This is a genomic window from Acidobacteriaceae bacterium (assembly GCA_028283655.1).
In the GTDB taxonomy this organism is placed as follows: Bacteria; Acidobacteriota; Terriglobia; order Terriglobales; family Acidobacteriaceae; genus Granulicella.
Genome location: JAPWKE010000003.1, coordinates 1,607,965 through 1,620,340, shown reverse-complemented (window position 1 = coordinate 1,620,340; position 12,376 = coordinate 1,607,965). Strand labels below are relative to the sequence as shown.

Genomic DNA, 12,376 nt, shown 5'->3' with positions numbered 1-12,376 from the left:
GCCCCGATTCTGCTACTCCCGAGGTACGAGTTTTTCTGCAGACATATCTTTCGCTGGGTATAGGAAAAAAGTGTCACAAAGCACTTGCAAGAAATAGCGTGATGGGCATATCTTGGCAGCCGTCATTTCGCTGGCGTGTTGGTGTAAGCCAGTCGAGAACGAAGGGAAGGGGTGCTGTGATGTGCTATCGGTGCTTACGGATGTTTCTTCTTGTGGTGGGAGTAATTTTGCTGAGTGCGGCCATACTGCCCGTGTTGGCCATGGTGCGGGTTCCGGATACCTGGGACATCGCGTTTACCGCCTCCAAGCTGCTGATGCTGCCCCTTGGAGCGATCTGCCTGCTGGCTGCGGCTGGAATCCACGCGCGATTTAACCGACAGACAAGCTGACCGGTCGACTTTTCCTGTGTATGCTACGTGGCGTAGTCAACTTCTACGTTTGGGAGCCCTTTGTGAAAACTCTTCGCACTCTTCTGTCCCTTGCCGCCTTGTCCTGCACGCTGATGGCCTCGCATCCGCTCGTGGCGGCGCAGCCCTCGGCTCCGTTCGCGGCAGCCCCCATGCCAGCGCTGGTTGACATCAACACCGCCACGAAAGATCAGCTCAAGGCGATTCCGGGAATCGGCGACGCGTACTCGGACAAGATCATCAAAGGGCGCCCGTACTCGAACAAGTCGCAGCTTCTGAGCAAGGGCATTCTGCCCAAGGCCACCTACGACAAAGTGTCCGGCATGATCATTGCGAAGAAGATGTAGAGAAAGCCCGCAAGGGCGGAGTTAGCTCTACCAGGCATATCATCCAAGGCCCCGGCATCCATGCCGGGGCCTTTGCTTGTCTTCGGTTATGGTGGTTCGGAGTTTCGGGCCCGGTGCTCCTTCCAGAGCATCGCAGCGCGATCCTCTTTGTGAGCAACGCTGCTAACTTCCTGCGCGCCGGCCGCGAATGAGGAGTAACCTAGAAGGAGAACTTCTCCGCCCTCTCATTCCTCACGTTATCCAACTAATGAGTGCCGAAACACACGCTCCACTTACCCTTGTCTGTCTGGAGATATCTATGCGCTCAAAGAAGTTCCATCAAGCATTGTCGTGCGGAAACAGCCGTTTTGAAATGTGCAACATGATCGCAAAGGGCATGCGCGCCACGCACATCACCGGCACGCGCACCGAGGACTCGATCAACCGCGTCATGGGCCTCATGGACCCAAAGCCAACGGTGATCAAGCTCCAGCCGATCGCACGCTAACTAAAGATCTCAAAAGAACAACCCACATTCTGTTATGCAGAATGTGGGTTGTTCTTTTATGTGGGGTTGCTCTTTTGAAGCCCTAACCGAAAAGATGATTGCTCTCGCCTCGCTACATGATTCCTTACAGGCTACAACTTTGCCGCTGCATCGGGCTTGATGAAGCTGGAGGGGACGACGGCTTCGGGGGTGTGGTCCCCGAGGATGATGGGGTAGCTCGTCATGGTGGTCAGGGCGGTTTTGCTGTCGGCTTCGAAGGTCCAGCAGGCGAGATGCTCGGTAATGATGGCACAGGTTGCGATGACGTAGATGGGATGGTTCTTGGGTTTTGCGTTCTTGATGCTGACCTGACCCTGGATAGCGAACGCTGGCGCCCCACTCATGGTGTATTCGAGGGTTTCTCCTATGACAGGTTTTCCGAGGGAGGAGAGTGCGTCGACGAGGGTGTTGGTGGCCGGGTTGCGGAGGTCGGCGGGTTTCAGCGTGCGGTGGATGCACTCGGGGTGGATGATTTTGAGTGCGAGGATGCGGAAGTCTATGTCCATGTCCATGCCAGCGATGGGGTACTGGAGGCATGGGTTGTTGGAGGGTTCTTCGGCTGGTTCACCGCGGCGTTTGCGCTCTTGTTCGTTGTGCTCGTCGGAGTATGCCCACGGGTAGGTGTAGTCGAGGCGTAACTCGGGGTTATGAAACGTGGCCATGCCGGGCGTGGAGGGCTGCTGCGCGTAGGTGTGCAGGGATGCCATGAGGATTAGGGCAAGGCCGTAGGTGGGTTTCATGAGTTGAGGGGATTCTAGCAGGTGTATTGGCTGAGAAAGGAAGGCGATTCCGGTCGTTTCGCTGCGCTGCACGACGGCCTGTGGCAGCGAGGAGGCGCTTGCGCGCGGGGTGGTTCGAGGGGCGTTGCCCCTCGCTGGTATAGGGGCCTTTGGCCCTTGTGCGGTTGCGTGAATGAGCGAGGCGCTGGCGAACAAGACGCAGTTGCTGAGCAAGAATGTGCTGCCCAAGGCGACTTATGACAAGGTTGCGGGAATGGTGATTGCTAAGCAGAAGTAAGGGATTGGTGGAAGGCGCGCTGCTTGTCTGCGGATGGTAGCGCGCTTATTTTGTTTAGGGCTCGGTTGCTTCAAGCCAGTTGAGGGTGGCATGTGCTTCTGTTTCGGCGATTTCTGGAGTGGCGTAAATGCTGCTGAAGGTATTGATCACAGTCCAATGACCGCGAATGTCTGCGTCGTATTCAGGGATGGTCTTAGAGGCAAAGAATTTGTCTTCGCGGAGACCGAACAGGCCGTCGTCTCGCAGAAAAATTACTGCTCTGTGAAGGGTGTTCTGACTGTAGATGACTTTGATCGCATGTTCGCGTTCGGTGTTGTCCCAGCCAATGCCTGCGTCGGCTCTTTTGTACATAACGTCCTCTGCTAAGCAGTGTAGTGGGAGAGTGGCAATAGGCGTTGCCCTCGCTGGTATGGGTGGGCCTTAGACCCTTGGTGGGGTCGTCAGGTGGGATTCTTGGGGGAGGCCGGTTGAGGGGAGTGCCTGCCCACCCGTCCACGATGAGACCGTGTACGGATGGGGCACCCGGGAGTTTGGGTTCCGGGGGTTTGGGGAGGTGGTTTTTAGGGGAGAGGGTGTTGGGTGCCCCATCCGTGCGCGATCTTATGCGAACGGGTGGGGTGTGGTGATGCTTACCAGACCGTGGAGTGAGGGATGCCTTCGCGCTCGCGCTTGTTCCATGTCCAACTGGATTCTATTTCTACGATTTCTTGCTGGCCGGTGGCCCAGTGGTTGTGACTGCTCCATGGATATTGTTCGGGGCTAGTTACTAACTCGCGGACTACTGGATTGCGGTGGATGTAGCGGAGTTTCTCTAAGAACTTGTCGTGGGTTTCTACGTTGAAATCGTGGTAGCGGGTTAGCCAGAAGTGCTTTTGTGTGGTCTTGAGGCGTTGGGAGGTTTCGTGCTTCAGGACGTTGAGCGTGGTGGCGAGGATGTATTTCTTTGGCTCGGAGACGAGTAGGTGGACGTGCTCGGGCATGAGGACGTAGGCGAAGACGCGGAACTGGTGGCGTTGGCGGAGCTTTTCCAGTTGTTCGAGGAAGGTCGTGCGCGCGTGATCGGTGTTGAGGTAGGGGAGACGCTTGTAACAACTGAAGGTGAGGAAGTGGTTGCTGCCTGTGAGTTGGCTGCGTCTCAGACCGGTGGGCATGGAGGGAGTGTATCGGGTGGAGTCGTTTTAGACGAGTGATAGTTGGGTGCCCCATCCGTACGCGGTTTTATGCGGACGGGTGGGTGGATGTTTGGTGTGGTGAGGGTTTCGGTCGGGTGAGATTTTTAGGTGGAGGCTGGTTGAGGGGAGTGCTTGCCCACCCGTCCACGATGAGACCGTGTACGGATGGGGCACCCGAGTGATTTGGTTGGGGATAGGAAAGAACCGGATTGGGTGCCCCGTTCATGGACGTTGTTTGTCCATGAGCGGGTGGGATGTTTCGGGTGTCGGGTTTGTTCGTGGAGTGGGTGGGGTGAGAGCCCCCCAGCTCATGACGATGAGACCGTCATGAACGGGGTACCCAACCTTCACTTGCCCTTGGGCTTCCTGTAGTGCTCCGTTTCAGTAGTACGTGGATGGGATTTCGCGTATGTTGGGGTAACGAACTTTCCTGTGACTGCGCTACGGTTTACAGTGACTGTTGTCTTTGCCATTGCAGGTCCTTTCTGAGCAACTGGTAATGAGAGTTCCTGAGTGTCCTACCACTCAGGCGGTACCAGATATCTTCCCTCTACATGAAGTAGATGGAGGATAGCGTCACCTGATGAGCAGTAGAAAGGCAATAGCCTCTAACGTCAAGTAAAATCGTGATCTGTATCACCTTTGCGGCGAAGCATCGTTGAACTGCAAAAAGTCGCTCCTCGCACGAGGAGCGTGGATTGAAACCCTCTGCATGAGGTAGTGGACAAGAACAGAGGCCAGTCGGCCTCTGTTCGCTTTACCCGCCCTGTCTTTCGATGTTTACGTAAATAGAAATTCCTTGGTGCGGAGTTCTTTGACTTGGTCGCGGAGTTTGGCGGCGCGTTCGAATTCGAATTTTTTGGCGGATTCGCGCATTTCGGTTTCTAGCTTCACGATGTGGGCGTCTAGTTCTTGTTGGTTGGCGAAGTTTAACGTCGCTGGGTCTTCGGATTCTTCGGCAAGGTCCTGGTAGTCGGCCTTCAGGATTGTCGCCAGGCTGTCGTCGATCGAGCGGATGACGGAGCGGGGTTCGATGCCGTGTTCGGTGTTGTAGGCTTGCTGCTTTTCGCGGCGGCGGCTGGTTTCGTCCAGCGCACGGCGCATCGAGTCCGTCATTTTGTCGGCGTAGAGGATGGCGATGCCTTCGACGTTGCGGGCGGCGCGGCCGATGGTTTGGATCAGCGAACCCTGCGAGCGTAGGAAGCCTTCTTTGTCGGCGTCGAGGATGGCGACGAGGGAGACTTCGGGAAGGTCGAGGCCTTCGCGGAGGAGATTGATGCCGATGAGGACGTCGTACTCGCCTTTGCGGAGGTCGCGGAGGAGGCGGATGCGCTCGAGGGTGTCGATCTCGGAGTGCATGTAGCGGCACTTTACGCCGACTTCGGTGTAGTAGTTGGCGAGGTCCTCGGCCATGCGCTTGGTGAGGGTGGTGACGAGGACGCGCTGATTGCGCTCGGCGCGGAGGCGGATCTCGGCGAGGAGGTCGTCGATCTGGCCTTTGACAGGGCGGATTTCGACGGGTGGGTCGACGAGGCCGGTGGGGCGGATGATCTGTTCGACGACGACGCCGGCGGACTTGGTGAGCTCGTAGGGGCCGGGCGTGGCGGAGACGTACATGATCTGGCCGGTGCGGGTTTCGAACTCCTCGAAGCGGAGGGGGCGGTTGTCCATCGCGGAGGGGAGGCGGAAGCCGTAGTCGACGAGGTTCTGCTTGCGTGAGCGGTCGCCGTGCCACATGCCGTGGAGCTGCGGGACGGTGACGTGCGATTCGTCGATGAAGAGCAGGAAGTCGTTGGGGAAGTAGTCGAGGAGGGTGGGTGGCGGCTCGCCAGGAAGGCGACCGCTGAAGTGGCGTGAGTAGTTCTCGATGCCGTGGCAGTAGCCGACGGACTTGATCATTTCGAGGTCGTAGCGGGTGCGCTGGTGGATGCGCTGGGCTTCGACGAGGCGACCTTCTTTTTCAAGCTGTGCCTCCCACTCGGTGAGCTCGGAGACGATGGAGTTGATGGCAGAGGTCTTGCGCTCGGGCTGCACGACGTAGTGGGACTTCGGGTAGATGGGCAGGCGGGAGTACTTCTGCTTGACGGTGCCGAAGAGCGGGTCGATTTGCGAGAGGGCGTCGATCTCGTCGCCGAAGAGCTCGATGCGGAAGGCGTTCTCGTCGTAGGTGGGGTAGACCTCGATGATGTCGCCGCGGACGCGGAAGGTGCCGCGGCGGAAGTCGACGTCGTTGCGCTCGTAGAGGATTTCGACGAGGCGGCGGGTGATGTCTTCGCGCTTGATCTTCTGGCCCTTCTCGAGGAGCATCAACATGCCGTAGTAGGCTTCGGGCGAGCCGAGGCCGTAGATGCAGGAGACGGAAGAGACGATGATGCAGTCACGGCGCTCGAAGAGGGAGCGCGTGGCGGAGAGGCGCAGCTTGTCGAGCTCGTCGTTGATGGTCGATTCCTTCTCGATGTACAGGTCGCCGGAGGGGATGTAGGCCTCGGGCTGGTAGTAGTCGTAGTAGGAGACGAAGTATTCGACGGCGTTGTTGGGGAAGAACTGCTTGAACTCGTGGTAAAGCTGCGCGGCGAGGGTCTTGTTGTGCGCGAGGATGAGCGCGGGGCGGTTCAGCTCCTGGATAACCTTCGCCATGGTGAAGGTCTTGCCGGAGCCGGTGACTCCGAGGAGAACCTGGTCTTTCTCGCCAGCGGTGATGCCTGCGACGAGTTCACGGATGGCCTGCGGCTGATCGCCCTGGGGAGAGTATTCGGTCTGGAGCTCGAAATCCATGTCCAGAGTGTAGAACTTAGAAGGAATGGCGTAAAGAAGGCGAAGATGGATCGCACCCGATTTAGCGCGCGATGTACCAGATTGCTCCCAGAATCAGCATATAAATGCCGGTGATCAGCAGCGTCGTGTACATAAAGCCAAGGAAGATGGCGGTCGTGTGACGGCGAAAGATATCGGTGTGTTCTTCGTGGGGTGTATCGAGTGTGTCTGTCATAATGCTCTCCGAAACATGCACTGCACTATGCAGTGCATATACTCTATTGACGCCTTACCCAAGGGAAAGGATGCAGGATTTCAGTGAATAAGTAGACTGATGAGTGCAGCGCGTCTTGATGCGCGGTCTTCATGTTGCAGAACGCGGGGATAACGATGAGCGAAGTTCAGGTGAATGAGCCGGTTAGATCTGGCGGCGCGCGCGAGAAGATTCTGCGTGGGGCCATGCGCGTTTTTCTGGAGGATGGTTACGACTCCGTGAGCATGGACCGGATGGCCGAGGCCGCTGGGGTGGCTCGGCGAACGCTGTACAACCAGTTTCCTGAGGGCAAGGAAGCGGTCTTTCGTGCGGCGATTGAGTTGTTCTGGCAGGGCTTTCCGCAGGTGACCTGGAGTGAGGATGCGGTGGCCGACCCGGAAGGCTCGCTCCGCGAGGTCGCCATGGCGATTGCGAGCTTTTGGGCAGCAGAGGAGATGGTTCCGTACGTTCGGCTGGCCATTGCGGAGTCCACGCGGTTTCCGGGGTTGATGCAGCACCCAGGGGACAACTCGGGTCGCTTGCCGCTGATGGAGCAGCTGATGGAGTGGCTTCGCCTGCTCGACCGCAAGGAGATCTTACGGGTCCCGAACGCAGAGTTGGCGATGTGGCAGTTCTTCGGTCTGGTCACAGAGCCACTGGTGTGGCCGCGTGTGATCGGGATTCAGGTTCCGATGGACGACGCTTACCGAAACTCTGTTATCGAAGGCGCAGCGGCGGCGATGATGAAACTCTACGCGCGGTAACCTAGTGCTTGAGAAGAAAGGCAGGGCTGATGATGGCAGGTAAGGCAGAACTTTGGCTGGTACGGCACGGAGAGACGGAGTGGTCGCTGGACGGACGCCACACGTCCACTACGAATATTGACCTGACCGAGCACGGGCGTGTTCGCGCCGAAGAGTTGGGTGCGTTCCTGAAAGATACGAAGTTTTCCGCTGTGATCGTGTCCCCCATGAAGCGTGCGCAGGAAACGTGCAGGATCGCCGGATTCGGCGACGTGATGCAGGTGGACGCGCACCTGATGGAGTGGAACTACGGCGAGGCGGAAGGGAAGTCGACGAAGCAGATTCGCGAAGAGCTCGGCAAGCCTGACTGGAACGTCTGGGACGATGGCGTCATCGGCGGCGAGAGCGTTGATGCCGTTGGCGAGCGTTGCGATAAGGTGATTGCCCGTGCGCTGGAAGCGGCTGGCCCGGACGGCAAGGTGGCATTGTTTGCCCATGCGCATGTGCTGCGAATTCTGACGGCGCGCTGGCTGAAGCTTCCTGCTGGTAATGGCCGGCTCTTTGCGCTAAGCACCGGTAGCGTCAGTGCGCTGGGCTTTGAGCGTGAGACGCACGTTCTGCTGCGCTGGAACCGCAGCTTTGAGTAAGACAGGGAGTAAGGTCAGATCCTAGAGCGTAGAGAACGAAGAAGGCCGCCCGTGTGGGCGGCCTTCTTCGTTCGGTTCTGAGTTACGTTAACTTACTGGGCTCCGGTAATGCCGGGGCTGGTAACGACAAAGTAGACCTGCGTCGTAGCGGTTAGACCATTGGGACCGGTGATCGTGATGGTGACCGGGTACTGTCCCGCTGGCGTCAGGTTCGGCGTGTAGTTCCCCGGGCCTGCGCAACCTCCCGCGAGCATGGAGCCTCCTAGGAGGAGCATGGCCAGCGGAATCGCTGCGAGGAACGCGTTCTTACGCAGCTTGCGGCGTGAGGCAGCGAGCCCTGCGAAGCCAAGCAGACCGAGTGGCCATCCAAGCAGCATCGCAAGATCTGTGTGGCTGCTCCGATTGCCCGGCAGCATCGGCTGTGTGTTCGAGGCAGAGTCCTTGACGTCGGTCCAGAGCGTGACGTCGAGGGGGATCGGCGGCACATACGCCGTACCAGCCGTGAGGGTGTAGGACGATCCCTGCGCGGTGGCGAACGTGCAGGTCGCAAACGTTGGCAGGCCTGAGCAGGCAAAGGTGAGCTTGCCGCTTAGCGTGTTGGACGGCGTAATGAAGATTGCCGCATCCGTCGTCGAACCCTGAGCTGTTGCCACAGCAGGAATGCCGCTGATGAACAGTGCGCTGGGGCAGGTGGCTCCCTGGTTGGGGGCGCTGGTAACGGTTGCTGCGGTCGCGGCCGTGGAGCAGCCCTTCGTGACAAGCGTCAAGGAAGCTGGGTCTGCAACCACGGTGAACGAAACGTTCGTGCAGGAGGAGGTCGCGAAGTTTGACGAGCCGTTGTAGGTGCAGGAGAGGTTGTACGTTCCCGGTACCAGCGTGCTGTTCGATGTCTGCGCTCCGGTGGAGTCAAGTACCTGCTGCATAGTGAAGGTAGCCACGCCACTTGCATTCAGTGACGAAGAGCCGATGCTTGTCGCTGCTCCTCCTGAAGTGCTTGTCGCGGAGAAACTGACCGTGCCGGTTGGGATACCGGAGGTGTTTGAGGTTACGGTGGCCGTGAGTACGATCGAGCTGAACTGCGGCATATTGTTCGCTGAAATCGTGAGCAGAGAGGTTGTGGACGCAGGGGCAACCGTGATCGTCACCGACGGGCACGACGCCGCAGCGTAGAAGCCGTCGCCTGAGTACGAGCAGGAGACCGTGTGCGCTCCAACAGCCAGACCGCTGAAGGTTCCAGAGGCCGTTCCTGCTGAGGTGAGTGTGGTGGGAGTGCCTGCCACGCCGTCGACGATGATGCGCGCCGTGCCCGTGGGGACGCAGCTTGGAGCTGCTGTGTTGCAGGTCGAGGCTGCCACTGTAACGGTTAGCGTGAGGGAGCCGCCGTACTGGGCATTGCCGGTGGTCGGTGCGCTCTGCGCCACAACGGCTGAGGTCGTGGTCAGGATCGCACCGGTGCCGGTGAGGGTGATGGTGGGTGTGGCGATTGCTGTGGAACCCGACTCCGTATAGGTGTAGCTGGCGGAGAACGTTCCGGTCGTCGCAGGCAGGAAGCTTCCGATCAGGCTGCAGCTGCCACCGATGCTGAGAGTCGCTCCGCTGCAACCGCCTGTGCTGCTCGATATGAGAGAGAAGCTGGACGTGTCGCCGGTGCTTGTCAGCGTGGAGGGAAGAGTATTGGCGAGGGTACCAACATTCAGCTCAACGAAGTTCTGCGTCGTGCTGGTGCTGGCAGGCTGCACGCGTCCGAAGTTATACGAGGTGGAGGAACGAGCATCGGCAAGCACGCGGCTATTGGCAGTGTCTGCGATAACAAGTTGACCGGTGGAGCTGACGGCGATGCCTGCAGGCGAGTTCATCAGCAAGTCAGTTGACGCCGCTGGAAGAGCGGTGGCTCCTGAAGCGCCAAGAATGCCGCCAACGGTGGAGATAAGCCCCGCAGGAGTGACGAGACGGACGGCGTGGTTGCCGGTGTCTGCGATGTAGATGTTGGACGCCGCATCCACCGTCACGCCCTTGGGCGTGTTGAGTTGCGAGTTCGTTGCCAGGCTGCTGGAGTCCACCGTGGAGCCTGCCTGCCCGTTACCAGCCACGAGAACGACTGGGTTGGCAACGGCAAGACCAACGTTTGCAGAGGAAGCCGTAACCACGTTCCCCAGGTTAATCTTGCGAACGAGGCTATTACCTGTATCGGCTACGACGAGATAGTTGCCCGTCTGGTCATAGGCGATCGCTGCTGGCGAAGAGAAGGTCGTCTGCGTCGCCGGGCAGCCATCACCCTGTACGTCGACTGCTCCAGCCGAGGTTGCGCACGGCGTTCCTCCACCGGCAAATGTCGAGACATAGCCGTTGAGGTCGACCTGGCGAATAACGTTGTTGCCTGTGTCCGAGATGTAAGCCACACCATAGCGATCGACCGCCAGGCCTGCGGGCTTGGAGAAGAGCGCGGAGGTCGCGAGGCAGGCATCGCCGCGCGTGTTTGTTGCTGTCGAGCAGACGGAAGAAGCTCCACCAGCGTAGGTCGTGATGATGCCGGTAGCACGGCTCACGCGGCGGATAACATTGTTGCCGGTGTCTGCAATAAGCAGGGAGCCGCCGGTGCCGATAGCCATAGCGGTCGGGCCATTGAGGGCTGCGGAAGTCGCCAGGCCACTATCGCCGGAGTAGCCCGCCGTGCCGGTTCCGGCAAAGACGGTGGTGGTGGAACCATTGACCGCCAGAATGCGGTTGTTCGCTGTGTCGGCAATGTAGGTGATGCCGCCTCCACCCACAAGAACGCTCGCAGGCGATGAGGTGGCCGTAGCGGTAAGTGCTGTGACCTGACCCGGATCAACTACAACGCTCGCGACCGTTCCCGTTCCGCTGACGAGGTACGCGGAAGCTCCACCGAGAGTGCTCTTGATGGTGAGCGTGCCTGTATCGTAGCCGGGCTTGGTCGCGGTGTACGTAACAGGAAGAATGCAGTCAACCGTGGTATCCGCATTTGTGGTGCAGGTAGCCGTGCCTGCCGCGAAGCTGGTCGTGCCGACGAAGGTGTAAGCGCCCGTCGCAGCAGCACTGTCTCCTGCTCCGAAGTGAATGTCGATGGATTGCGTAACCGTCACGCCGCTGGCGGTGACAGGGAAGTTGAGCCCCGAAAGCTGCTTGCGGATGCGCGAGCTTGCCACCGGACCGCCCTGCGGATCGCTGATATACAAGTTGCCCTGGTTGTCCGGCGAAACGCCGATGGACGTAGCGCTCGTGCCGTACAGCATCGCCTGTACGCCGGGGCAGCCATCGCCGATGGTGTTTCCGGAAGAGGCTGCGCAGCCGGTGGCTGCTCCTCCAATGGTTCCACCATAGTTGCCGAGCATCAGACGGATATACCCCGTTGTGGCATCGACGAACCAGATGTATCCATCGGTCGTATCGGCGATATAAAGATTGCCGCGATTGTCAAAAGCAATATGGCGGATAGCCAGAGAAATTGAAGTCGCAGGCACCGCTGCTGCAATAGTGCTCGAACCGATCGCGTAGGTTCCTGAGCCGCCGCCGGCAATGCTGTAGATATAGCCGGTCTGCGGGTTGCTCACGCCGATGAGCGAACCTTTGCCCATGTAAACCGCGCGCACAACGTTGTTACCCGCATCGGAGATGTAGAGGTTGCCATTGGGATCCACGGCCACGTCTTCCGGAGAAGCTACGAGAGCTGTGCTGGCGAGTACGCCGCTGGTTGCAGATTTTGTCACCGAAGTATTCGGGGCGGTCACCAGCGTAATCTGCCCGTTGGCCACCTGCTGAATCACGCTCTGCGCTGTATCCGCGATGTAGACCGTACCGTTGCTATCGGCTGCGGCACCGCGTGAAGAACCAATGCCGGTGGTGAGTGCTGGCCCTGTGGTGGCTCCGGTAGTGGAGGTACCCGTTCCTGCGACGACGGAATAAATACCGGTGCTCGCCGAGATCTTATGCACGTAGTAATCGTTGTAGCCGCCAATGAGGATGTCGCCGTTCGGCGCTATGCTCATGCCGCGCATGGTTTTGACCTTGGACGTCGTCGTCAGGATCAAGGGATTATTGTTCGCCGCTCCATCTGTAGAGACGCAGTTATCCCCGTACGTGTCCGTAGCCGCGGCGCAGGCTTTGCTCTGCGTTGTGGAACCGAGGAACATCGACTCGATCTTGGTGGTGGCGTTGATCTTGTGGATGTATCCCAGAGAGGCGTTGTCGATGTAATAGACGTTTCCCTTTGCGTCGACGCGCAGGTCATGAGGGTCTGCGCCTACGGACACATCCGTGGCATAGCAGCCATCGCCTAACGTATCGAGCGCGACACGACTGCCGCAGGCCGCGCCTACCGTATAGGCGGCATGAGGACCCGCGAAGGTGCTGACGGTGTAGGGCAGCACCTGCGGTGCCTGCTGCGCACGAAGCGAACTGGGGACGGCCAAAAGTACGAGGGCCGCGAAAGAGAAAATCGACAGTTGGCGAAAGTCGATGCCGGCGAAACGCATGCGGGAAGACTCCTGATGGA

11 protein-coding genes are annotated in these 12,376 nt (G+C 59.0%); 5 read left to right on the top strand and 6 right to left on the bottom strand.

The window, feature by feature from the left end:
• Positions 1-200: 200 nt before the first annotated feature.
• The 3 genes from PW792_09700 to PW792_09690 all read left to right on the top strand — a co-directional run bounded on the left by PW792_09700 (position 201) and on the right by PW792_09690 (position 1,241).
• Positions 201-389, top strand: coding sequence for a hypothetical protein (locus tag PW792_09700; protein MDE1162202.1), 189 nt, complete (start codon positions 201-203; stop codon positions 387-389).
• Positions 390-451: 62 nt separating this feature from the next.
• Positions 452-754, top strand: coding sequence for a helix-hairpin-helix domain-containing protein (locus PW792_09695; protein ID MDE1162201.1), 303 nt, complete (start codon positions 452-454; stop codon positions 752-754).
• Positions 755-1,115: 361 nt separating this feature from the next.
• Positions 1,116-1,241, top strand: a complete 126-nt coding sequence (locus PW792_09690) for a hypothetical protein (GenBank protein ID MDE1162200.1) — start codon at positions 1,116-1,118, stop codon at positions 1,239-1,241.
• A gap of 131 nt (positions 1,242-1,372) precedes the next feature.
• Here PW792_09690 and PW792_09685 read toward each other — a convergent pair whose 3' ends face one another.
• The 5 genes from PW792_09685 to PW792_09665 all read right to left on the bottom strand — a co-directional run bounded on the left by PW792_09685 (position 1,373) and on the right by PW792_09665 (position 6,458).
• The gene (locus tag PW792_09685) at positions 1,373-2,020 is read right to left on the bottom strand and encodes a hypothetical protein (protein MDE1162199.1); all 648 of its coding nucleotides are present in this window, start codon (positions 2,018-2,020) and stop codon (positions 1,373-1,375) included.
• A gap of 331 nt (positions 2,021-2,351) precedes the next feature.
• Entirely contained in the window at positions 2,352-2,648 is a 297-nt protein-coding gene (locus tag PW792_09680) for a hypothetical protein (protein ID MDE1162198.1), read from the bottom strand.
• A gap of 278 nt (positions 2,649-2,926) precedes the next feature.
• Positions 2,927-3,448: a transposase gene (locus PW792_09675; protein ID MDE1162197.1), complete on the bottom strand. Its 522-nt coding sequence runs from the start codon at positions 3,446-3,448 to the stop codon at positions 2,927-2,929.
• Between the two features lie 801 nt (positions 3,449-4,249).
• Entirely contained in the window at positions 4,250-6,244 is a 1,995-nt protein-coding gene (uvrB, locus tag PW792_09670) for an excinuclease ABC subunit UvrB (GenBank protein ID MDE1162196.1), read from the bottom strand.
• Between the two features lie 61 nt (positions 6,245-6,305).
• Positions 6,306-6,458 (bottom strand): hypothetical protein, encoded by a 153-nt coding sequence (locus PW792_09665; protein ID MDE1162195.1) that lies wholly within the window; start codon positions 6,456-6,458, stop codon positions 6,306-6,308.
• Between the two features lie 155 nt (positions 6,459-6,613).
• On the opposite strand from PW792_09665, the gene PW792_09660 reads away from it, so the two are divergent.
• Both PW792_09660 and PW792_09655 read left to right on the top strand, forming a co-directional pair.
• Positions 6,614-7,240, top strand: coding sequence for a TetR/AcrR family transcriptional regulator (locus PW792_09660; GenBank protein ID MDE1162194.1), 627 nt, complete (start codon positions 6,614-6,616; stop codon positions 7,238-7,240).
• Between the two features lie 29 nt (positions 7,241-7,269).
• Positions 7,270-7,866, top strand: coding sequence for a histidine phosphatase family protein (locus PW792_09655; protein MDE1162193.1), 597 nt, complete (start codon positions 7,270-7,272; stop codon positions 7,864-7,866).
• 92 nt (positions 7,867-7,958) lie between these two features.
• On the opposite strand, the gene PW792_09650 is transcribed toward PW792_09655, so the two are convergent.
• Positions 7,959-12,356 (bottom strand): Ig-like domain repeat protein, encoded by a 4,398-nt coding sequence (locus PW792_09650; protein MDE1162192.1) that lies wholly within the window; start codon positions 12,354-12,356, stop codon positions 7,959-7,961.
• Between the last annotated feature and the right edge of the window lie 20 nt (positions 12,357-12,376).

Excerpts from the sequence above, each read along its gene's own strand:
- PW792_09700 (MDE1162202.1), top strand. The coding sequence starts at position 201 with ATGTTTCTTCTTGTGGTGGGAGTAATTTTGCTGAGTGCGGCCATACTG.
- PW792_09690 (MDE1162200.1), top strand. The coding sequence starts at position 1,116 with ATGATCGCAAAGGGCATGCGCGCCACGCACATCACCGGCACGCGCACC.
- PW792_09685 (MDE1162199.1), bottom strand. The coding sequence starts at position 2,020 with ATGAAACCCACCTACGGCCTTGCCCTAATCCTCATGGCATCCCTGCAC.
- PW792_09680 (MDE1162198.1), bottom strand. The coding sequence starts at position 2,648 with ATGTACAAAAGAGCCGACGCAGGCATTGGCTGGGACAACACCGAACGC.
- PW792_09675 (MDE1162197.1), bottom strand. The coding sequence starts at position 3,448 with ATGCCCACCGGTCTGAGACGCAGCCAACTCACAGGCAGCAACCACTTC.
- uvrB (MDE1162196.1), bottom strand. The coding sequence starts at position 6,244 with ATGGATTTCGAGCTCCAGACCGAATACTCTCCCCAGGGCGATCAGCCG.
- PW792_09665 (MDE1162195.1), bottom strand. The coding sequence starts at position 6,458 with ATGACAGACACACTCGATACACCCCACGAAGAACACACCGATATCTTT.
- PW792_09660 (MDE1162194.1), top strand. The coding sequence starts at position 6,614 with ATGAGCGAAGTTCAGGTGAATGAGCCGGTTAGATCTGGCGGCGCGCGC.
- PW792_09655 (MDE1162193.1), top strand. The coding sequence starts at position 7,270 with ATGATGGCAGGTAAGGCAGAACTTTGGCTGGTACGGCACGGAGAGACG.
- PW792_09650 (MDE1162192.1), bottom strand. The coding sequence starts at position 12,356 with ATGCGTTTCGCCGGCATCGACTTTCGCCAACTGTCGATTTTCTCTTTC.